Origin of the sequence: Methylobacterium sp. WL8, assembly GCF_008040045.1 — a bacterium.
In the GTDB taxonomy this organism is placed as follows: Bacteria; Pseudomonadota; Alphaproteobacteria; order Rhizobiales; family Beijerinckiaceae; genus Methylobacterium; species Methylobacterium cerastii.
Map to the genome: position 1 here is coordinate 1 of NZ_VRVF01000085.1, position 18,831 is coordinate 18,831.

Consider the following 18,831-nt stretch of genomic DNA (forward strand, 5'->3'; position numbering starts at 1 on the left):
CCCGCGGACGGCCCGCCCACAACAATCCTTCGGACCCGATGACCGACCCGAGCCCGTTCGCGGATATCCGCCGCCTGATCGAGACGATGCCCGGCCCCGACTGGGAGGCCACCGGCGCGATCGCCGCGCGCGAGGCGCGCCTCACGAAGCCCGCCGGAGCGCTGGGGCGGATGGAGCAGCTCGTCGCCTGGCTCGGCGCCTGGCAGGGCAAACCGATGCCGACGCTGGACCGGCCGCTGGTCTGCGTCTTCGCTGGCAGCCACGGGGTGACGAAGCGCGGCGTCTCGGCCTTTCCCGATGCGGTGAACCGCCAGATGCTCGAGAACTTCGCCGCGGGCGGCGGGGCGATCAACCAGATCTGCGCCGCCTACGGCCTCGGCTTCAAGGTGTTCGACCTCGCCATCGACCTGCCCACCGGCGACATCACCGAGGCTCCCGCCCTCGACGAGAAGGCCACCGTCGCGACCATGGCCTTCGGCATGGAGGCAGTCGCCGCCGGCACCGATTGCGTCGGCATCGGCGAGATGGGCATCGGCAACACCACGATCGCGGCCGCGCTCTACGCCGCCCTGTTCGGTGGCGAGCCCGCGCATTGGGTCGGGCGCGGCACCGGCCTGGACGATGCCGGCGTCGTGCGGAAGGTGGCCGCGGTGGAGGCGGCGCTCGCCCACCATGCCGGGCATCTCGACGATCCGCTCGAGATCCTGCGGCGGCTCGGCGGCCGCGAGGTCGCGGCGATGGCCGGCGCGATCCTCGCCGCGCGGCTGCAGCGCGTGCCGGTGGTGCTCGACGGCTACGTCGCCACCGCCGCCGCCGCGGTGCTGCACGCGCTCGACCCGCGCGCGCTCGACCATTGCCTCGCCGGCCACGTTTCGGCCGAAGGCGCCCACGCCGAGGTGCTGGACCGGCTCGGGCTGGTGCCGCTGCTGGCGCTGGGTATGCGGCTCGGCGAAGGCTCGGGCGCCGGCATGGCGATGGGCCTGCTCAAGGGCGCGCTCGCCTGCCATCGCGACATGGCGACGTTCGAGCAGGCCGGCGTGTCGGACAAGGGCCATTCGGGTTCGGGGGAGTAGGGCCATGAAGATCACCCAGGCCTTCACCTTCGAGGCGGCCCACCGCCTGCCGAACGTCCCCGAGACCCATCGCTGCCACCGGATGCACGGGCATTCCTATCGCGTCGAGCTGACGGTCTCCGGCCCGGTCGACCCGCGCACCGGCTGGGTGGTGGACTTCTTCGACATGGAGGCGATCTTCGCGCCGGTGCTGCTCCAGCTCGACCATTATTGCCTCAACGAGGTCGCGGGGCTCGAGAACCCGACCGCCGAGAACATCGCGGCGTGGATCTGGCAGCGCACGAAGGAGGGCCTGCCGGGGCTCTCCGCGGTGAAGGTGTTCGAGACGCCGATGTCCTGGGCGGAGTATGCGGGTGACTGACGACCGCGCGCTGGTGCTGTTCTCGGGCGGGCAGGATTCCGCGACCTGCCTCGCCTGGGCGCTCGACCGCTACGCCCACGTCGAGACGCTGGGCTTCGATTACGGCCAGCGCCACCGGATCGAACTCGACGGGCGCGCGACGCTGCGCTACGGCCTCGTGCGCATCCGCCCGGACTGGGCCGAACGGCTCGGCGAAGACCACACCCTGGCGCTGGACGCCCTGGGCCAGGTCTCGGAGACGGCGCTGACCCGCGAGACGGCGATCGGGTTCGAGGCCGGCGGGTTGCCGAACACCTTCGTGCCCGGCCGCAACCTCGTCTTCCTCACCTTCGCCGCCGCGCTCGCCTACCGCCGGGGCCTGCGCCACGTCGTCGGCGGCATGTGCGAGACCGACTATTCCGGCTACCCGGATTGCCGCGACGACACCATCAAGGCGCTGCAGGTGGCGCTGAACCTCGGCATGGAGCGGCGCTTCGTGCTGCACACCCCGTTGATGTGGCTCGACAAGGCCGAGACCTGGCGCATGGCCGAGCGCCTGGGCGGGCGGGCGCTGGTCGACCTCATCGTCGAGGACAGCCACACCTGCTACCTCGGCGAGCGCGGAGCGCGCCACGCCTGGGGCTACGGCTGCGGCACCTGCCCGGCCTGCGCGCTGCGGGCCTCGGGCTATGCGCGGTTCGTGGCCGACGCGCCCTGATCACACGGACTGGACGATGACGCCGTACCAGCCGAGGCCTTCGTAGGTCTCGTAGCCGGGGGTGCGGTGGAAGGCCGTCACGGACGCGCCGTGCGCGACGCCGCTGGCGCCGCCCTTCGGATCGAACGCCAGGGTCTCGGTGAGGACGCCGCGCTCGTCGGAGGCGGCGAGCACCCGGCGGTCCGCGTCCACCAGCAGCACCCGCGTGCGGGCGCGATCCTGCGGCGAGACCCGGATGCCGGCCACGATCGCGCGCGCCTGCGGCTCCCAGTCGAAATGGATCGCCAGCACGCCGATTGGGGCGCCGTCGGCCCGGCCGCCGTCGCGGATGCTCGCGCAGTAGGTCGCCACCTGCGCGCCGCCGAGGCGCGGCTCGCGGCGCACGTTGCCGGCGAGGTAGGCGTCGCCGTCGGGCAGGGCGAGGGCCTTGCGGAACCACGGCTCGTTCGCGACGCTGGCGCCGCGGGCGTCGGGATAGCGGTCCGGCCTCCCGACGGCGAGGATGCGGCCGTGCCGGTTGCACACCCAGAGGTCGAGGTAGACCGTGTAGGCCGAGAGGATCACGCCGAGGCGCTGCCCGGCATGCGCCGCCGCGGCCGGGTCGGGCTCGGCGACGCAGGCGACCACGGCGGCGTCCGTCGCCCACCAGCGCACGTCGCAGGTGCGTTCGTAGAGGTTGCGGTCGGTCAGCTCGATCGCGTTCAGCGCGAGGTCGACCATGCGCTCACCCCGCGCCTGGACGGCCATCGCCCCGACGGTGCGACCGAGCTCGTCGATATGCCCCGAAAGCTGCGTCTCCAATTCGCGGGCGAGGGCCTCGATCTCGGCGCCGATCCCGCGGACCTCCTGCGCCACCACGGAGAACCCCCTGCCGTGCTCCCCGGCGTGGGCGGCCTCGATCAGCGCGTTCAGCGCCAAAATCTTGGCCTGCGCGGTGATCTGGTGGATGCGGCCGATCTTCTCGTGCGCGACCCGGCCGACGCCTGCGGTCAGCGCCGAAATCGTTGCGAGCGTCGGAGCCGACGCGGCGGGCTCGGTTCGCTGTGGGCCGACGATCTTCGAGGCGGCAACGGACATCGGGTTCGGCTCACATCGGACGACGTGATTTTATGCCTGTCCTTGCATGGTAAAGAAGACTTGAATCTGCGGGGCGTCTCGGCCGTCATGGCCGGCGACGGGCACGGTATGGCCGGCTCCGCGCCGACTTCGTCGAGCGCGCGATCGGCATTCGCGTCAGCGCAGGCGCTCGGTGAGCGCCGTCAGCGTTCCGGCAAAAGCGTCCGGCCCGCCGAGCAGGCGTTCCAGCAGAAGAGCCCCTTCGAGCGTCGCCACCACCAGCCGGGCGTGAGTCGCGGGATCGAGGTCGGGGCGGATGCTTCCGTCCGCCGCGCCGTCGCGAAACACCTGCTCCAGCCAGGACACGTGGCGGGCGAAGAACGCGACGACGTCGGCGCGCAGGCGTTCGGGCAGCGCGTCCCCCTCGGTGGCCAGCGCCGCGCACAGGCAGCCGAGGCCCTGCTCGACGCCGCCGAGGTAGAGCCGCCCGTAGGCCGCGATCCGGTCGATCCCGGCCGGGTGCGCGCTCAGGATCTCGGCCAACGCCGCGTCGTAGCGCTCGCCGTAGGCCGCCACCAGCGCCGCGCCGAGGTCGTCCTTGGTGCGGAAGTGATGGTGGATGCTGGCCTTGCGGATGCCGACCGCCTCGGCGAGGTCGGCGTAGCTGAAGCCCGACCAGCCGCGCCCGCGCACCAGCGTCTCGGCCTGGATCAGCAACTCGGTGCGGGTGTCTCGCATCGTGGGGTCGAACGCCGTGTCGAAAGCGCGCCGCCGGCCGGCGCCTCCCGCCGTCTTGCCACTTGACGACCGAGAAATCTACCTACTAGATGGTTGGAAGAATAATTCAGGGAGACCGGCATGCCGGGAACGGTCCAGCGCCACGCCGAAGCGAGCCGCGAAGGGTGCGCCCGATGAAGGCCGTGCTGTCGCGCCGCGCCGCCTTGTTCGGCGGGTTCTGCCTGTGCTGCCTGCCGAAGCCGGGGTTCTCCGCCGACTCCTTCGCGATGGAGGAGGTCGGCCCCGGCATCTTCATGCGCCGCGGGCCGAACGCCGACGCGACGCCCGAGAACGACGACGCCATCGCCAACATCGGCTTCGTCGTCGGCAGGGACGGCGTGCTCGTCACCGAATCCGGCGGCAGCCTCGCCGACGGGCAATGGCTTCGCGCCGAGATCGTGAAGCGCACGTCGAAGCCGATCCGGCACGTGGTCATCACGCACGTCCACCCCGACCATTGCTTCGGCGCCGCCGCCTTCATGGCCGACAAGCCCAACGTCATCGGCCATGCGCGCCTGCGCGAAGCCCTCGACGCGCGGGGCGACTACTATCGCCAGCGCCTGGTCGACATCCTCGGCGCCGACAAGGCTGGCAGCGTCGTCTACCCGACGCAGGAGGTGAAGGACGGCGCCGAGGTCGACCTCGGCGACCGCAAACTGCGCTTCACCGCGCATGCGACCGCGCACACCTCGTGCGACCTCTCGATGGTCGACAGCGCCAGCGGCCTACTGTTCACCGGCGACCTTCTCTCGGTCGGGCGCATCCCGTCGCTCGACGGCAACCTCAACGGCTGGCTGAAGGAGGTCGAGGGCCTGCGGGCCTCGGGCGCGACCCGCGCCGTCCCCGGCCACGGCCCGGTCTCCGTCGATCTGGCGCCCGGCCTCGACGCGCTGTCCCGCTACCTGACCACGCTGCGCGACGAGACCCGCAAGGCCATCGCCGCCGACGTGTCGATCGAGAAGGCGGTCCGGACCGTCGCGCAATCCGAGCGCGGACAGTGGGACCTGTTCGACAGCTACAACGGCCGCAACGTCACCGAGGCCTACAAGGAGCTCGAGTGGGAATGAGGCTCGAGCCGATTTATCTCTCATCCGACCGGAGGAACGCCATGAAGCCCGCCCTTTCTTTGATCCTGAGCCTCGGCCTGTCGGTCGCCATCCTCGCCGGCCCCGCCGTCCGTGGGCCGGTCCTGGCGGCCGGCGCCTCGGACACCGACGCCGAGCGCACGGCGCGCTGGCAGGAGATCGCCAAGTCGGTGTTCGGCGACCGCAAGATCCAGCCGACCGATACGCTGATCCAGATCGACGCGCCGAACCGCGCGATGGACGCGGCGCTGGTGCCGATCACCCTGACCATGCCCGAGAAGGACAAGATCAAGGCGGTGCACTTCGTCATCGACGACAACCCGTCGCCCTATGCCGCGCACTTCACCTTCGGCCCGGCCGGCGACCCGAGCGAGTTGAAGCTCCGGGTGCGCGTCAACAACTACACCAACGTCCACGCCGTCGCCGAGACGAAGGACGGCGGCCTCTACGAGGCGGTGAAGTTCGTGAAGGCCTCCGGGGGCTGCTCGGCCCCGATGGGCATGAGCGACGAGGAGGCGATGAAGGGCATGGGCGACATGCGGATGAAGTTCTCGGGCGAGGCGCAGGCCGGCAAGCCGATCGAGGCGACGCTGATGATCCGCCACCCGAACTTCTCGGGCATGCAGATGAACCAGGTGACCCGCGACTACACGCCGGCACGCTACATCAACAAGCTCGTCGTCACCGCCGGCGACAAGGTGGTCTTCACCATGGACGGGGACATCTCGATCGCCTCGAACCCGGTGATCAACTTCGGTCTGGTGCCGGAGCCGGGCAAGCCGATCAAGGTCGCGGCCTCCGACAGCCAGGGCGGCAGCTGGGAGCACAGCTTCAACGCGCCGAGCCCGAGCAACTGATGCGCGCGGGCCGGGACCATCGCCTGATCCGCCTCGCCACGGTGTTTCTGGCCGCGGGATTCCTCGCGGCCGCGCCGGCCGACTCGCCGGTGGACGTGCCGGAGCCGGCGGGCCTGCACGAGGGCGTGCAGCAGGGCTACACCCCCAAGACCTTGAGCGGTGCCGTCGTGGTCGACATCGCCGGACTCGACGCGCTCATGGCGAAGGCGCCGGTGCTGATCGACGTCGCGCTCGCCGACCGCAAGCCGGCGAACTTCCCGGCCGACCGGCCCTGGCTGCCGGCCCACCGCTCCGTGCCCGGTGCCGTCTGGATGCCGAACGCGGGCGCGGCACCGCTCGCGGCCGAACGCGAGGCGTTGTTCCTGAAGCGGGTCGCGGCGCTGACCGGCGGCGACAAGGGGAAGCCCATCGTCACCTTCTGCCATCCCGATTGCTGGGGCAGCTGGAACGCCGGCAAGCGCCTGGTCCAGCAGGGCTACACCGCCGTGCACTGGTTCCCCGACGGCATCGAGGGCTGGCAGGACAAGCACGACACCGCTGTGATCCGGCAGGATGCGGAATGGGCGGCCGACCCTGCGGCAGGGGAGCGGTCGTCCGCCCGCTGAACCGCGGAGATCACGACGCGGCGCCGATTCGATGGAGCCCGATCGTTCTGACGCATCCCCGTAACGGTCGGCTTGGCAGGCGCGCATCCCCTTTCCCCGCACGCGGCGAGAGGGCTTTGTCGACCGTGTCGTCGACAAAGCGAGGCGGCAGCCGAAGGTGAGGGGGACCCGACGCAAGAGCCCCATCCGGCACCTCCCCCTCACCGCCGCTTCGGCTTCGCCTCTCGCTTCCCGGCTGCACGACGAGGTGCAGCCGGGCCTCTCCCCGCGGGCGGGGAGAGGGGACCCCCCCGCTTCATCCGCCGCGATGTGTGAACGCGTGAGCCGGTCGAAGAGCACCGCGAGCGGGATTCCTGTCGCGCGGCAGCCTATATGAGGGACGTGCAGGCGTTCCCGATCTGCATCGCGTTCCGGACCGTTCCCGACGGCCGCGCCAAGACAAACGGAGTTCGAGGCCATGTCGCAGGTCGTGCAATCGCGGCGCGTGATGGCGGTGGATCTCGCCAAGCGGAAGGCCGAAGGGCGCAAGATCATCGCGCTCACCGCCTACCATGCCCACACCGCCAGCATCCTCGATCCGTATTGCGACTTCATCCTGGTCGGCGACTCGCTCGGCATGGTGATGCACGGCATGGAATCGACCCTGCCGGTCACCCTGGAGATGATGATCCTCCAGGCTCAGGCGGTGATCCGCGGCACCTCCCAGGCCCTCGTGGTCGTCGACATGCCGTTCGGGTCCTACGAGGCCTCGCGCGAGCAGGCCTTCCTGAACGCCGCGCGTGTGCTGAAGGAGACCGGCGCCGGCGCGATCAAGATGGAGGGCGGCGCGCGATTCGCCGACACCGTCGCGTTCCTGACCCAGCGCGGCATCCCCGTGATGGGCCATATCGGCCTGACGCCGCAATCGGCGAACACCATGGGCGGCTTTCGCGTGCAGGGCCGTGGGCCGGACGGCGAGCGCATTCTGATGGAGGATGCCCGCGCGATCAGCGAGGCCGGCGCGTTCGCGATCGTGCTGGAGGGCATCGTCGAGCCCGTGGCCAACGCCATCGCGCTGTCGCCGACGGTGACCGCCCCGACGATCGGCATCGGCGCGTCCGCGGCCTGCGACGGCCAGATCCTGGTGCTCGAGGACATGCTCGGTTTGAGCGACAAGGCGCCGAAGTTCGTGAAGAGCTTCGGCTCGCTGCGCGCCCACATCGAGGAGGCGGTGCGCACCTACGCCGACGAAGTCCGCTCCGGACGCTTTCCCGCCGCAGACCACACCTATGCTGCGCGCTGAGGGCGTCGTTCACGCTGTCGATGACTTTAATCCTCGGTAGCGCCTACCGAGCGATCGATAGGCCCTGTTCGTGCGTTACTCTCCGGATCAATCGGAGACGGCATGGACGCGCGCTGCATCACCCTGAACAACGAGGCCGTTCGCATCGGATCGGAGCGGCTGCTCAGCCATCTCCGGCGCGAGGGGCTCAACTACGACCTGTGGGTCACGGGCTCGGATTCCGGAAGCACGGTGCACCTGCGGGTCGACCAACTCACCGACAGCCTCGACAGCCGCATCCGCGCCGTGCTGGTCGGAACGGCCACCACCCTCGACCTCGCGACCCGTCCGGGGGCTTGAGGCGCCGCCGCATCGATTGACGCGATCCGGCCGATCCCCGACAAGGCGGCCGCCCGACGGCACGACCGCCCGTCGCGGTGTCCCCCGCCGCGCCGCCCTGGCCGATGCTGTTCAACTCCTTCGTCTTCCTCCTCGTCTTCCTCCCTGCGGCGCTCGCGCTGCACGCCCTCGTCGAGCGTCGTCGGCCGGGCTGGCGGCTGCCGCTGCTCGTGCTGCTGTCGTTCGTGTTCTACGGCTGGTGGGACGTGCGGTTCGTGCCGCTGCTGCTCGGCTCGATCCTGGCGAACTGGCTCGTCGCCCGCGCCTTCGTCCGGGCGCCGGTCCGTTGGCTGATCCCGGCGGCGATCGCCGCCAACCTCGCCGTGCTGGCGCTGTTCAAGTACCTCGACTTCTTCGCCGACCTCGCCAGCCTGGTTCCAGGCGTCGAGGCACCGCGGCTCGGCTGGGTGCTGCCACTGGGGATCTCGTTCTTCACCTTCCACCACATCATGTACCTGACCGACCTGCGGGCCGGCCGCGCGCCCGCCTTCGGGCTGACCAAGTACGCGCTCTACATCGCCTTCTTCCCGCAGGTTCTCGCCGGCCCGCTTGTGCGCTGGAGCGAGATCATGCACCAGTTCGACGAGCGCCCCTACGCGCGCCCGGACGCGGCGGAGCGGATCGGGCGCGGCCTGATGCTGCTCGTCGTCGGCCTGTCGAAGAAGGTGTTCTTCGGCGATCCGCTCGCCGGCTACGTCAACCCGGTGTTCCAGGCCGCCGCCGCTGGCAAGGCGGTGACGATGGCGGAGGCTTGGCAGGCGACCCTGGGGTTCACCTTCCAGATCTACTTCGACTTCTCCGGCTACACCGACATGGCGCTCGGCATCGCGCTGCTGTTCGGGCTGGTGCTGCCGCAGAACTTCGACGTGCCGTACCGGTCGGCGTCGCTGCGCGAGTTCTGGCGGCGCTGGCACATGACCCTGTCGCGGTTCCTGCGCGACTACCTCTACATCCCGCTCGGCGGCAACCGCCGCGGCCTCGCGATCCAGGTCGGCGCCCTGTTCGCCACGATGACGCTGGGCGGCCTCTGGCACGGGGCCGGGCTGACCTTCGTCGCCTGGGGGGCGCTGCACGGGGCCGGCCTCGGCGCGGGCATCCTTTTCCGCCGGGCGAGCCTGCGGATGCCGGGCGTGGTCGGTTGGACGCTGACCTTCCTCTTCGTCGCGCTGACCTGGGTGCTGTTCCGCGCCACCAGCTTCGAGGCGGCGCTGATCGTGTTCAAGGGCCTGTTCGGCCTCGGCCCCGCCGGCACCGGCTTCAAGTGGCGGACGATCGCGGTGGCGGCCGCCGTGGCGACGGTCGGGCCGAGCGCCTGGGCGGCGGTCCACCGCCTGCCGCCGAGCCGGCTGATCGCCGCCGCCTTCGCGCTGCTCTTCGTCGTCGTGCTGCTGAAGATCGGCGACGACGGCAACTACGACTTCATCTACTTCCAGTTCTGAGCCGATGCGCAGCCCGTCGCCTGCCACGGCCTGGTCCGCCTTCGCCCGCACCGCCGTGATCGCGGCGGTCGCGATCCTGTCCGGCTACCTCGCGCTCGCCGTCGCGATCGACCCCTACGACAGCGGGCGGTCGCGGCTGTTCTCCGTCGGCGCCGTCCGGCCGCAGGGGCCACGCACGGCTCTGGCCGTCCGCGGGCGCGACCCGGCGTTTTCAGGTGCGATCCTCGGCAACTCGCACATCCAGCTCGTCGAGCCCGCTCGCCTTGCGGCCGCTACCAGCATCCCGTTCGTGCAGCTCTCCGTGCCCGCGACCGGACCGGGCGAGCAGCTGCTGATCCTCGACTGGTACCTGCGCCACCATCCCACGCCGGCAGCCCTGGTGATGGCGGCCGACGACTTCTGGTGCACCGACGACCCGGCGCTGCCGCCGGGCAAGCCGTTCCCGTTCTGGCTGCTGGAGCGCGACCCCGTCGCCTACGCGCTCGGCCTGCTGCGCTTCAACGTGGCGCAGGAGGTCGTCGGCCGGATCGGATGGCTGCTACGCCGGGCGCGTCCCGTCGCCCCCGCCGACGGCTGGTGGAACTACGAGCCGGATTACCTCAAGCTCGGCTTCGCCGGCGACGCGCGCCCGGCGCCCGGCGCGGGGGCGGCGACGCCGGACACGCCCGAGCCGCACAGGGCCGGCCCGTTCCCCGCGGCCGCGCGGCTTGCCACGATCCTCGCCCGCGTCCCGGCGGAGACGCCGGTCGTGATGGTGTTCCCGCCCATCCACGCCTCCGCCCTGCCGCGGCCGGGCACGCGCCGCGCCGCAGCCGAGCAGGCCTGCAAGGCCGCGATCGCGGCGGCGCTGGCGTCGCACCCGCGCAGCGCCATGCTCGACGAGCGCCGCGACACCCCCGAATCGCACGACGACGCGCTGTTCTTCGACCAGAGCCATTACCGGCTCCCGGTCGCCCGGCCGCTCGCCGACGCCATCGCCGCGGCAGTCAATCGCCTGCGGGCTCGGCCGGCGATCCCGGGTTGAGCACATCAATCTCGATTCGTCGCCGCGCACCGTGGCGTCTTTGCCGCATCAATTGGCGCAGCGCGTGCAGGTGCGGACGTCGGCACGTGGGTGCGTTGTAGCAGCAATCCACCTCGACTATACGGCAGGCAATGATCGCCGCGGACCGGCCGTACGGGACTATGGAAGGGCGACGAATGGCGAAGGTGACGCTGGAGGACGGCTACGTTCCGTCCGACGACGAGCCCTTCATGAACGAGCGTCAGCGCGAGTATTTTCGGCGCAAGCTGCTCGGCTGGAAGAGCGACATCCTGCGCGAGGCGCAGGACACCCTCGTTGCGTTGCAGAGCGAGAACGAGAACCACCCCGACCTCGCGGACCGCGCCTCCTCGGAGACCGACCGGGCGATCGAGCTGCGGGCCCGCGACCGGCAGCGCAAGCTCACCGGCAAGATCGACGCGGCGCTGGCACGGATCGAGGACCGGTCCTACGGCTATTGCGAGGAGACCGGCGAGCCGATCTCGCTGCGCCGGCTCGATGCACGACCGATCGCGACGCTGTCGCTGGAGGCGCAGGAGCGCCACGAACGCCGCGAGCGCGTCTACCGCGACGACTGAGTTTTGTTGCGATGCGGCATCGGTTTGTCCAGTAACAGCGCCGTCTCGACTGGTCCGGACTGCCCGAGATGCGACGTCGAGCCCTGGAACCGACGGGCTCGACGGTGCTTGATCCGATGACATCATCGGAAGGCACCTCCATGAGCAACGATGTTCTGATTCCGGTCCTCGCCATCGGGACCATCGTGGTCGCGACGGTGATCGCCGTCTGGCAGCGCACGCGCGTCGCGCAGAAGAAGCACGACCCCAGCCGCTCCGCCTTCGTCGCGAACCATGGCGAGGCGCCGCGCCCCAACCGGCCCGGCACCGAGCACACATGATCGAGCCCACCTGATCGTCTTGCTGGCGATCAGAACGGCAGCAGGATGTCGACGATCTGCTGGCCGTAGCGCGGCTGTTGGACGTCGGTGATCTGGCCGCGGCCGCCATAGGCGATGCGGGCCTGCGCGATCTTCGTCGACTCGATGGTGTTGTCCGACTCGATGTCCTCCGGGCGGACAACGCCGGCCACGACGAGTTCGCGCACCTCGAAGTTGATCCGGATCTCCTGCTTGCCCTCGACCACGAGGTTGCCGTTCGGCAGAACCTGCGTGACGATCGCGGCGACGTTGGTCGACACGGTCTCGTTGCGCTGGACCGACCCGACGCCGTCGTTGGAGGAGCTGGACGTGGCGGCGAGCAGCTTGTCGGGCGAGACGCCGGCGGCGAGCACCGCGGCGTTCTTCTCCAGGCCGCCGACGTTCGGCAGGCCGAAGTTCTCGGTGTTGCTGCGCGAGCGCTTGGTCTCGTTGGAGATGTTGGCCTGGTCGGTGACGTTCACCTTCACGGTGACGAGGTCGCCGATCCGCGCGGCGCGCTGGTCCTTGAAGAAGGCGCGCGAGCCGGTGCGCCACAGGGAGTTCGGCGCATACGAGACCGGCTGCACGTCGGGCATCGGCAGGCGGACGGGCTTGTAGCCGGCCTGGGCGGTCGGGTCCTCGATCGCCGAGAGCGCCGGCTGCGCCCCGACGTTCGAGAGCCGGTCGACGGTGTTGCAGGCCCCGAGGCCGGCGCAGGCGACGAGCGCGGCGGCGAGCGGCAGGGGCTGGCGCAGGAAGCGGCGGCGCGGGAGATGACGCATCGGATCGGCTCTGCCTGGATTGTCGAGGATGGCGGTCAGCGGACGGAGGTCGGCGCTTCGGCGCTCGCCTGCCGCTGGAGCGGTGCGGGGCCGACCGAGACGCGGCCCGGACCGATCACCACCGCCTGGAGGACCTTCTTCGAGGCCATGTTGATGACGTTGACGGTGGCGCCCATGCGGCCCGCGTCGGTCGCCTGGCCCCGCATCGCCAGGCTGATGCCGGGCGATTCGTAGACGATGGTCACGGCCTCGCCGCGGGCGACGAGTTCCGGCGGGGCGGTGTCGCCGTTCCGCAGGACCGCGCCTTGGCTCAGCGTGCGCTGCGCGACCTCGCCGACCAGCGTCGCGCCCGAGGCGAGCGCGTCCGAGGGCGCGCCCTCGCGCGGGCGGCGCTCGATGGTCAGGTCGGCGGCGGTGACCGGCTCGCCGCGGTTGAGCGTGCGGTTGACGATCGCCACGTCGCGCATCTCGATGACCACGCCGGTCACCCGCAGCGAGGCCTGGCGCTCGCCCAGCGTCATCAGTCCGCCGACGCGGCGCGAGCGCGGATCGTAGTTGAGGTCGAGGGCGACGATCTGGCCGTCGAGGTCGATCGGGGCCAGCAGCATCGGTCCGTCGCCGTCGAGGCGCACGCTCACCGACTTCTCGTCGACGCCGTAGGCGGTCTGGAGGGCACGGCGGAGCGCCGCCTCGATCTCCTGCGCGCCGACCCGCCGGGCGGCGCGCTGCACGGCCACCTGGAGCCGGCCGCCGGTCTCGACGGCGCCGAGGTTCAGGGCCGCCACCGCCTCGGCGATGCGGCGCGCCTGGATCGTGCCGGTGGCGCCCAGCGCCGGCGCCCGGAACAGCGGGCGCTTGGCCGCCGACGCGGGCGCGCCCTCGACGAGGTCTTCGAGGGTGAGGACATCGCCGCGGGCGGTGACGTCGCCGCGCAGGCGCATCGGCTCGTCGGCGAGCGCCGGCAGGGTGTAGGCGCCGAGCATGGCCAGCGCGAGGAAGGCGAGCGCGGCGCGCACCAGCACGGGCAGGCCGAGCGGTGCGGTGCGCAGGGCGACGCGGCGCGTGATCGGCCGCAGGTCGGCCTCGCGGCTCGGTTCGTCGTAGGCGAAGGAATGGGACATGACCGTCGGGCTCCGGGCGGCGCTAGCTGCGGAACATCTGCGAGGTGGTGGAGAGCATCTGGTCGGCGGCGGTCACGACCTTCGAGTTCATCTCGTAGGCGCGCTGGGCCGCGATCAGGGAGGAGATCTCGGTGACGGCGTTCACGTTCGCCTCCTCCAGGTAGGATTGCTGGAGGTTGCCGAAGCCCTCGCCGCCGGGCAGCCCGGCGACCGCCGGGCCGGAGGCCGCGGTCTCGATGAACAAGTTGTCGCCGATCGACTCGAGGCCGGTCTTGTTGACGAAGCGGGCGAGCTGGAACTGGCCGAGCGATTGCGGCGCGGTCTGCCCCGGCAGCGTCGCCTGCACGGCGCCGGTGGCGCTGATGGTGACGGCGGTGGCGGTGTTCGGCACGGTGACGCCGGGATCGACGAGATAGCCGTCGCGGGTCACGAGCTGCCCCTGCGCCGACAGGTCGAACGAGCCGTCGCGGCTGTAGGCGGTACGGCCGTCCGGCATCGTCACCCGGAAGAAGCCCTCGCCGCGGATCGCGACGTCGTAGTCCTTCTCCGTCGAGGTCAGCGTGCCCTGCGACATGATGCGGGCGGTCGACACCGTCTTCACGCCCGAGCCGATGGCGAGGCCCGCCGGCAGCTGCGTGTTCTGGTCCGAGGTCGAGGCGCCGGCGCGGCGCAGGTTCTGGTAGAGCAGATCCTGGAAGTGCGGCTGCTGGCGCTTGTACCCGGTGGTGCGAAGGTTGGCGATGTTGTTCGAGATGACCTGGACGTTGAGTTCCTGGGCCGCCATGCCTGTGGCGGCGGCGTAGAGCGCGCGCATCGTCTAACTCCCGGTCAGGCGACGTCGGCGAGGCGGCGGATCGCCGTGCCCCGCAGATCGTCGAGCCGCGTGATCACGCTGGACACCATCGCGTAGGTCCGGTTGACGTCCATCAGCCGGGTCATCTCGAGCACCGGCTTGACGTTGGACTTCTCCAGCGCCCCCGATTCGAGGCGGCCCTTGATGCCCGCGGGCTGCGGCTGCGCGGTCGAGGCGTAGAGGTTGGCGCCGGCGTTGCTCAGGCTCTGCGGGTTGGCGAAGGTCACGAGCTTCACCCGGCCGCGGACGCCGAGGTTGGTCGAGACCGTGCCGTCCTGCCCGATCGAGAGGCCGGTCTCCTGCGGGTTGATGGTGATCGGTCCGCCCTCGCCCTGCACGGCGTAGCCGTCGCTGGTGACGAGGTTGCCCTGCGCGCTCACCTCGAAGGCGCCGTTGCGGGTGAAGCGCACGCCCTGCGGCGTCTGCACCGAGAAGAACGCCTCGCCCTGGATCGCCACGTGGGTCGGGTTGCCGTCCGGCTCGATCGCGCCCTGGCCGAGGTCGAGGGTCGTGCCCTGGTCGATCACGTAGGAGAGGCGGCGGTCGGCGCCCGAGAAGGTGTCGGCGCTCGCCGTCGGCATGAGGTACTCCTCGAAGCGCGTCGAGCGGCCCTTGAAGCCGGTGGTCGAGACGTTGGCCATGTTGTTGGCGATGACGTCGAGCTCGCGCTGAAGCGCCATTTGGCTCGATACGCCGACGAGGAGGGCATTCTGCATCTGAACTCGATCCGTCGTGCCGCGGTGGCGGCGAGGGGATATCCGCATCCCCCGTGCCAGATCGATCTTTTTGGATTTTGCGTGATTGATCAGGGCGTTGACCGTGTGCGGGACGTTTCTGCGGCACGACCGGATCGGACCGTCGGCAAAGCCGACCCGGCAGATTGTGCCGACTTAACGCCGCGTTAACCCTGCGGGCCGATACCGGAGGCTCGAACCGGCCCGCACCCGATAGGCGGGTACCCCAGCCATCAGCCGACGGACCACGGAACACCGCTCATGGCCAAGAAGCCCAAGAAAGCGGAAGCCGTCGAGGGGGCGCCCGGCGAGGCCGAGGCGCCCAAGAGCAAGAAGAAGCTCGTGATCATCGCCGCCGCCGCGGTGCTGCTCCTCGGCGGGGGAGGGGGCGCCTTCATGATGAAGAAGCGCGCCGCCGCGCAGGCCGAGACCGAGCACGCCGCCGACAAGGCCGAGGTGAAGCAGCCGTCCGTGTTCCTCGACGTGCGCGAGATGGTGATGAACCTCAGCCCCGAGCCCGGCTCCGACAAGGCCAAGTTCGCCAAGCTCCGCATCGCACTCGAGCTCAAGGACGCCAAGGTCGAGAACGAGGTGAAGCCGCTGATGCCCCGCGTCGAGGACGCGCTGCAGGTCTACATGCGCGACATGCGCAGCAGCGACATCTCCGGGTCGGTCGGCATGTACCGCCTCCGCGAGGAGTTGCTGAAGCGGGTCAACGTCGCGGTCTACCCCGCCAAGGTCGAGGCGGTGCTCTTCAAGGACGTGATCGTCCAGTAGCCGACGACCCCGCCGAGACCGCCCGCGCCGCAACCCAACCGAGCCCGCCATGGAACCCGACGACCCGAACGTGGAGGACGACTGGTCGGCGGCCCTGATCGAGCAGGGCGCCGAAGGCGGCGACGCGTCGCTCGCCGACGAGTGGGGCGCGGCGCTCGCCGAGCAGGGCACCACCCGCAACGCCAGCGACGTCGCCGCCGAGTGGGCGACGATGATCGAGGACGGGGAGAGCGACAACCTTCCCGAGCTCGCCGGCAACGACCGCATCCTCAGCCAGGACGAGATCGACGACGTCGTCGGCTTCTCCCTGCGCGAGCTGTCCGCATCCGGCGCGGGCGGCGTGCGCGCCATCGTCGATTCGGGCGTCGTCCAGTACGAACGCCTCCCGATGCTGGAGATCGTCTTCGACCGGATGATCCGGTTGCTGTCGACCTCGCTGCGCAACTTCTTCCAGGACAACGTCGAGGTGACCCTCGACAACATCACCTCCGTCCGCTTCGGCGACTACCTCAACGCCATCCCGCTGCCGACCCTGCTCGGGGTGTTCAAGGCCGACGCCTGGGAGAATTCCGGGCTGGTGACGGTGGAGTCGAACCTCGCCTACTCGACCCTGGACCTGCTGCTCGGGGGCAAGCGCGGCGGCACGTCGAGCCGGCTCGACGGGCGGCCCTTCACGACGATCGAGATGCAGCTCGTGCGGCGCCTGGTCGAGATCATCCTCGGCGACCTCGAGCTGTCGTTCCAGCCGCTTTCCCCGGTCAAGTTCGGGATCGACCGGATCGAGACCAACCCGCGCTTCGCCACGATCACCCGCCCGGCCAACGCCGCGATCCTGATCAGCCTGCGCCTCGACATGGACGGGCGCGGCGGCCTGCTCCAGATCCTGTTCCCCTACGCCACGATCGAGCCGATCCGTGAACTGCTCATGCAGAGCTTCATGGGCGAGAAGCTCGGCCGCGACCACGTCTGGGAGGGGCACCTCGCCACCGAGATCTGGCAGGCGGACATGACGATGGAGGCGGTGCTGCACGAGATGATGCTGCCGCTGAAGCGCGTCATGGCCCTCAAGGTCGGCGACACGCTGATGTTCGACGCCAAGCCCAGCGACCTGATCACGGTCCGCTGCGGCGAGTGGGCGCTGACGCAGGGGCGGATCGGGCGCGTCGACGACAGCATCGCGGTGCAGGTGACGCGGCCGTTGCGGCGCTCGCGCACCACGCTCCAGGCCTACGAGGCCTCGATGAACAACCGAAGCGACGCCTGAGATGGATTTTCGGTCATGAGCCTCCTCGTCACGCTCGCCGCCGACGGCCTCGTCGCGATCCTCCTCGTCGCCACCATCGTGTCGTCGATGAAGCTGTCGCGCCGCATCGTCCAGTTGAAGGGCGACGAGGCGGCGCTGCGCCAGACCATCGGCGACCTCATGGTGGCCACCGCCAGCGCCGAGCGCGCCATCGCGGGGCTGCGCAACACCCTGGACGAGTGCGACCGGACGCTCGCCGAGCGCCTCGGCACCGCCGAGCGCTACGCCGCCGACATCGCCGCTCAGGTCGAGGCCGGCGAGGGCGTGATCGCCCGCATCGGCGCGATCGTCACGCAGATGCGTGGTGCCGCGCCCCGACCGGCCGCCCCCGAGCCGGCACCGACGCGTCCGGCGCTCCACGTCGCCAGCGAGGCGCCGGTCTCCGACGGCCCGAACGGCGAACGCCTCGGCGCCGCCGCCGCCGCCGCCCTCGCCATGACCGAGCGCGCCCTCCATCGGGTGCGGAGCCGGGCCGCATGAGTGCGGGGCCCCCCGCCCGGACCGATCCGACGCGAACCGTGCCCGCTGCGGCCGACGGCGCGCGCGCGGCAAAGGCCGTCCGGGGAGCCAACAACGCGAAGGCGCTGACCGCGCTGGCGCGGGCACGGATGCGCCAGATCCGTCCGCTGCGCCTGCGGATGATCGATGCGGTCACGCTCGCCGCCGCCGGCCTGCTGGTGCTGAAGCTCGTCGGGATGTTCGTGGAGACGCCGCAGGTCGCGCCCGAACTGCCCGCCCTCGCGCAGGTGCTCGCCAAGGCCCGCATCGGCTACGAGCTGCTCGACCCCACCACCACCGGGTCGGTGACGCCCAAGGAGGCGCCGAAGGGCGAGGCCAAGGCGCCCGAGCCGCCGCAGGCCCAGCCGCCGATGCCGGAACCCGTCTCGCTGACGGAGCGCGCGCTGCTGGAGAAGCTGGGCGCCCGGCGCGACGCGCTGAAGCAGAAGAGCGACGAGCTGGAACTGCGCGAGAAGATGCTCGGCGAGGCCGAGCGCAAGCTCGAGACCGGCCTCGGCGACCTCAAGCAGGCCGAGGACAAGGTGGACACCGCCGGCAAGGCCAAGGCCGACGCCGAGAAGGCCGGCCTGAAGAACCTCGTGACGATGTACGAGACCATGAAGCCGAAGGACGCCGCCCGCGTCTTCGACCGCCTCGGGCAGGAGGTGCTGGTGTCGCTCGTCCTGGCGATGAACCCGCGCAAGATGGCCGAGGTGCTGGCGCTGATGCAGCCGGACGCCGCCGAGAAGCTCACCGTGGCGCTGGCCAACCGCGCCCGCGGCGTCGCCGGCCCGCAGGCCGCCGCCGGCGGAGCGCTCGGCCCGAACGAGTTGCCGGCGATCGAGCCGGGCGGTCGCTGAGCCAAGCGAATTTCTTGCGCGCGCGTCTCGGTTCCATGGTCGGGATTCGCGTCGTCAGGTGCAGCCGCCAATCCCGTGCTGGCACCCGGATTCACACATCTCCGCGTCTGGCGGTTCGCTGTGCGCCCATCCCCTCTCCCCGCCAGCGGGGAGAGGGCTTTGCCGACCCCGTCGTCGGCAGAGCGAGGCGGCAGCCGACGGTGAAAGGGGCGCCGCCGAATGAGGCTCTACCGGAAGCTCCCCCTCACCGTCGCTTCGGCTTCGCCTCCGCTTCCCGGCTGCACGACGAGGTCCGTGCGGGCCTCTCCCCGCCCGCGGGGAGGAGGGGGGAGGTT

Annotated in this window: 22 protein-coding genes; 16 read left to right on the top strand and 6 right to left on the bottom strand. The window is 70.8% G+C overall.

Features of this window, described 5'->3' with window-relative positions; all coding sequences use genetic code 11:
* The first annotated feature begins 38 nt into the window (after positions 1-38).
* From cobT to queC, 3 genes are read left to right on the top strand one after another with little or no spacing between them, the layout of a single operon-like run.
* A complete protein-coding gene (gene cobT / locus FV234_RS22060; RefSeq protein WP_147831654.1) occupies positions 39-1,073 on the top strand; it encodes a nicotinate-nucleotide--dimethylbenzimidazole phosphoribosyltransferase in 1,035 nt (344 codons plus the stop codon).
* A gap of 4 nt (positions 1,074-1,077) precedes the next feature.
* Positions 1,078-1,434 (top strand): 6-carboxytetrahydropterin synthase QueD, encoded by a 357-nt coding sequence (gene queD, locus FV234_RS22065; protein WP_147831656.1) that lies wholly within the window; start codon positions 1,078-1,080, stop codon positions 1,432-1,434.
* Positions 1,427-2,131 (top strand): 7-cyano-7-deazaguanine synthase QueC, encoded by a 705-nt coding sequence (gene queC / locus FV234_RS22070; protein ID WP_238271915.1) that lies wholly within the window; start codon positions 1,427-1,429, stop codon positions 2,129-2,131. The genes queD and queC overlap by 8 nt, the downstream gene beginning before the upstream one ends.
* Here queC and FV234_RS22075 read toward each other — a convergent pair whose 3' ends face one another.
* Positions 2,132-3,208: a methyl-accepting chemotaxis protein gene (locus FV234_RS22075; protein ID WP_147831660.1), complete on the bottom strand. Its 1,077-nt coding sequence runs from the start codon at positions 3,206-3,208 to the stop codon at positions 2,132-2,134.
* 156 nt (positions 3,209-3,364) lie between these two features.
* Positions 3,365-3,925 (bottom strand): TetR/AcrR family transcriptional regulator, encoded by a 561-nt coding sequence (locus FV234_RS22080; RefSeq protein WP_147752677.1) that lies wholly within the window; start codon positions 3,923-3,925, stop codon positions 3,365-3,367.
* A gap of 173 nt (positions 3,926-4,098) precedes the next feature.
* Here FV234_RS22080 and FV234_RS22085 point away from each other — a divergent pair, with 173 nt between their 5' ends.
* From FV234_RS22085 to FV234_RS22125, 9 genes are all read left to right on the top strand, one after another.
* Positions 4,099-5,031, top strand: a complete 933-nt coding sequence (locus FV234_RS22085) for a quinoprotein relay system zinc metallohydrolase 2 (RefSeq protein ID WP_147831674.1) — start codon at positions 4,099-4,101, stop codon at positions 5,029-5,031.
* Between the two features lie 41 nt (positions 5,032-5,072).
* Positions 5,073-5,906 carry a quinoprotein dehydrogenase-associated SoxYZ-like carrier gene (locus tag FV234_RS22090; protein WP_147764530.1) on the top strand — a complete coding sequence of 278 codons (834 nt, stop codon included), beginning with the start codon at positions 5,073-5,075 and terminating at the stop codon, positions 5,904-5,906.
* Positions 5,906-6,511 carry a rhodanese-like domain-containing protein gene (locus tag FV234_RS22095; protein WP_147831662.1) on the top strand — a complete coding sequence of 202 codons (606 nt, stop codon included), beginning with the start codon at positions 5,906-5,908 and terminating at the stop codon, positions 6,509-6,511. The genes FV234_RS22090 and FV234_RS22095 overlap by 1 nt, the downstream gene beginning before the upstream one ends.
* A gap of 457 nt (positions 6,512-6,968) precedes the next feature.
* Positions 6,969-7,793, top strand: a complete 825-nt coding sequence (gene panB / locus FV234_RS22100) for a 3-methyl-2-oxobutanoate hydroxymethyltransferase (RefSeq protein ID WP_147831664.1) — start codon at positions 6,969-6,971, stop codon at positions 7,791-7,793.
* A gap of 102 nt (positions 7,794-7,895) precedes the next feature.
* On the top strand, positions 7,896-8,132 hold the full coding sequence (locus FV234_RS22105) for a hypothetical protein (RefSeq protein ID WP_147764534.1): 237 nt from the start codon (positions 7,896-7,898) through the stop codon (positions 8,130-8,132).
* 104 nt (positions 8,133-8,236) lie between these two features.
* Entirely contained in the window at positions 8,237-9,610 is a 1,374-nt protein-coding gene (locus tag FV234_RS22110) for an MBOAT family O-acyltransferase (protein WP_147831676.1), read from the top strand.
* A 4-nt stretch (positions 9,611-9,614) separates the two neighbouring features.
* Positions 9,615-10,634: a hypothetical protein gene (locus tag FV234_RS22115; RefSeq protein WP_147831666.1), complete on the top strand. Its 1,020-nt coding sequence runs from the start codon at positions 9,615-9,617 to the stop codon at positions 10,632-10,634.
* Positions 10,635-10,810: 176 nt separating this feature from the next.
* Positions 10,811-11,230, top strand: a complete 420-nt coding sequence (gene dksA / locus FV234_RS22120; RefSeq protein ID WP_147728054.1) for an RNA polymerase-binding protein DksA — start codon at positions 10,811-10,813, stop codon at positions 11,228-11,230.
* 104 nt (positions 11,231-11,334) lie between these two features.
* Positions 11,335-11,550: a hypothetical protein gene (locus FV234_RS22125; RefSeq protein ID WP_246686276.1), complete on the top strand. Its 216-nt coding sequence runs from the start codon at positions 11,335-11,337 to the stop codon at positions 11,548-11,550.
* 29 nt (positions 11,551-11,579) lie between these two features.
* On the opposite strand, the gene flgH is transcribed toward FV234_RS22125, so the two are convergent.
* The 4 genes from flgH to flgF are packed head-to-tail and all read right to left on the bottom strand — an operon-like array spanning position 11,580 to position 15,040.
* Positions 11,580-12,350 carry a flagellar basal body L-ring protein FlgH gene (gene flgH / locus FV234_RS22130; protein WP_147831670.1) on the bottom strand — a complete coding sequence of 257 codons (771 nt, stop codon included), beginning with the start codon at positions 12,348-12,350 and terminating at the stop codon, positions 11,580-11,582.
* A 35-nt stretch (positions 12,351-12,385) separates the two neighbouring features.
* Positions 12,386-13,471: a flagellar basal body P-ring formation chaperone FlgA gene (gene flgA / locus FV234_RS22135; RefSeq protein WP_147831672.1), complete on the bottom strand. Its 1,086-nt coding sequence runs from the start codon at positions 13,469-13,471 to the stop codon at positions 12,386-12,388.
* Positions 13,472-13,493: 22 nt separating this feature from the next.
* Entirely contained in the window at positions 13,494-14,285 is a 792-nt protein-coding gene (gene flgG / locus FV234_RS22140; RefSeq protein ID WP_147754321.1) for a flagellar basal-body rod protein FlgG, read from the bottom strand.
* Positions 14,286-14,299: 14 nt separating this feature from the next.
* Positions 14,300-15,040 (bottom strand): flagellar basal-body rod protein FlgF, encoded by a 741-nt coding sequence (gene flgF / locus FV234_RS22145; protein WP_147764538.1) that lies wholly within the window; start codon positions 15,038-15,040, stop codon positions 14,300-14,302.
* Between the two features lie 279 nt (positions 15,041-15,319).
* Here flgF and fliL point away from each other — a divergent pair, with 279 nt between their 5' ends.
* From fliL to FV234_RS22165, 4 genes are all read left to right on the top strand, one after another.
* Complete coding sequence (gene fliL / locus FV234_RS22150) at positions 15,320-15,835, top strand: flagellar basal body-associated protein FliL (RefSeq protein ID WP_147754319.1); 516 nt, start codon at positions 15,320-15,322, stop codon at positions 15,833-15,835.
* Between the two features lie 49 nt (positions 15,836-15,884).
* Positions 15,885-17,099: a flagellar motor switch protein FliM gene (fliM, locus tag FV234_RS22155; protein WP_147754318.1), complete on the top strand. Its 1,215-nt coding sequence runs from the start codon at positions 15,885-15,887 to the stop codon at positions 17,097-17,099.
* 15 nt (positions 17,100-17,114) lie between these two features.
* Positions 17,115-17,618: a DUF6468 domain-containing protein gene (locus FV234_RS22160; RefSeq protein WP_147763828.1), complete on the top strand. Its 504-nt coding sequence runs from the start codon at positions 17,115-17,117 to the stop codon at positions 17,616-17,618.
* A gap of 128 nt (positions 17,619-17,746) precedes the next feature.
* Entirely contained in the window at positions 17,747-18,496 is a 750-nt protein-coding gene (locus FV234_RS22165) for a hypothetical protein (protein ID WP_147753239.1), read from the top strand.
* Positions 18,497-18,831 lie beyond the last annotated feature (335 nt).

Bases quoted from the DNA above. Each gene is read 5' to 3' on its own strand.
- cobT (WP_147831654.1), top strand. From the start codon at position 39: ATGACCGACCCGAGCCCGTTCGCGGATATCCGCCGCCTGATCGAGACG.
- queD (WP_147831656.1), top strand. From the start codon at position 1,078: ATGAAGATCACCCAGGCCTTCACCTTCGAGGCGGCCCACCGCCTGCCG.
- FV234_RS22075 (WP_147831660.1), bottom strand. From the start codon at position 3,208: ATGTCCGTTGCCGCCTCGAAGATCGTCGGCCCACAGCGAACCGAGCCC.
- FV234_RS22080 (WP_147752677.1), bottom strand. From the start codon at position 3,925: ATGCGAGACACCCGCACCGAGTTGCTGATCCAGGCCGAGACGCTGGTG.
- FV234_RS22085 (WP_147831674.1), top strand. From the start codon at position 4,099: ATGAAGGCCGTGCTGTCGCGCCGCGCCGCCTTGTTCGGCGGGTTCTGC.
- FV234_RS22090 (WP_147764530.1), top strand. From the start codon at position 5,073: ATGAAGCCCGCCCTTTCTTTGATCCTGAGCCTCGGCCTGTCGGTCGCC.
- FV234_RS22095 (WP_147831662.1), top strand. From the start codon at position 5,906: ATGCGCGCGGGCCGGGACCATCGCCTGATCCGCCTCGCCACGGTGTTT.
- panB (WP_147831664.1), top strand. From the start codon at position 6,969: ATGTCGCAGGTCGTGCAATCGCGGCGCGTGATGGCGGTGGATCTCGCC.
- FV234_RS22105 (WP_147764534.1), top strand. From the start codon at position 7,896: ATGGACGCGCGCTGCATCACCCTGAACAACGAGGCCGTTCGCATCGGA.
- FV234_RS22110 (WP_147831676.1), top strand. From the start codon at position 8,237: ATGCTGTTCAACTCCTTCGTCTTCCTCCTCGTCTTCCTCCCTGCGGCG.
- FV234_RS22115 (WP_147831666.1), top strand. From the start codon at position 9,615: ATGCGCAGCCCGTCGCCTGCCACGGCCTGGTCCGCCTTCGCCCGCACC.
- dksA (WP_147728054.1), top strand. From the start codon at position 10,811: ATGGCGAAGGTGACGCTGGAGGACGGCTACGTTCCGTCCGACGACGAG.
- flgH (WP_147831670.1), bottom strand. From the start codon at position 12,350: ATGCGTCATCTCCCGCGCCGCCGCTTCCTGCGCCAGCCCCTGCCGCTC.
- flgA (WP_147831672.1), bottom strand. From the start codon at position 13,471: ATGTCCCATTCCTTCGCCTACGACGAACCGAGCCGCGAGGCCGACCTG.
- flgG (WP_147754321.1), bottom strand. From the start codon at position 14,285: ATGCGCGCGCTCTACGCCGCCGCCACAGGCATGGCGGCCCAGGAACTC.
- flgF (WP_147764538.1), bottom strand. From the start codon at position 15,040: ATGCAGAATGCCCTCCTCGTCGGCGTATCGAGCCAAATGGCGCTTCAG.
- fliL (WP_147754319.1), top strand. From the start codon at position 15,320: ATGGCCAAGAAGCCCAAGAAAGCGGAAGCCGTCGAGGGGGCGCCCGGC.
- fliM (WP_147754318.1), top strand. From the start codon at position 15,885: ATGGAACCCGACGACCCGAACGTGGAGGACGACTGGTCGGCGGCCCTG.
- FV234_RS22160 (WP_147763828.1), top strand. From the start codon at position 17,115: ATGAGCCTCCTCGTCACGCTCGCCGCCGACGGCCTCGTCGCGATCCTC.
- FV234_RS22165 (WP_147753239.1), top strand. From the start codon at position 17,747: ATGCGCCAGATCCGTCCGCTGCGCCTGCGGATGATCGATGCGGTCACG.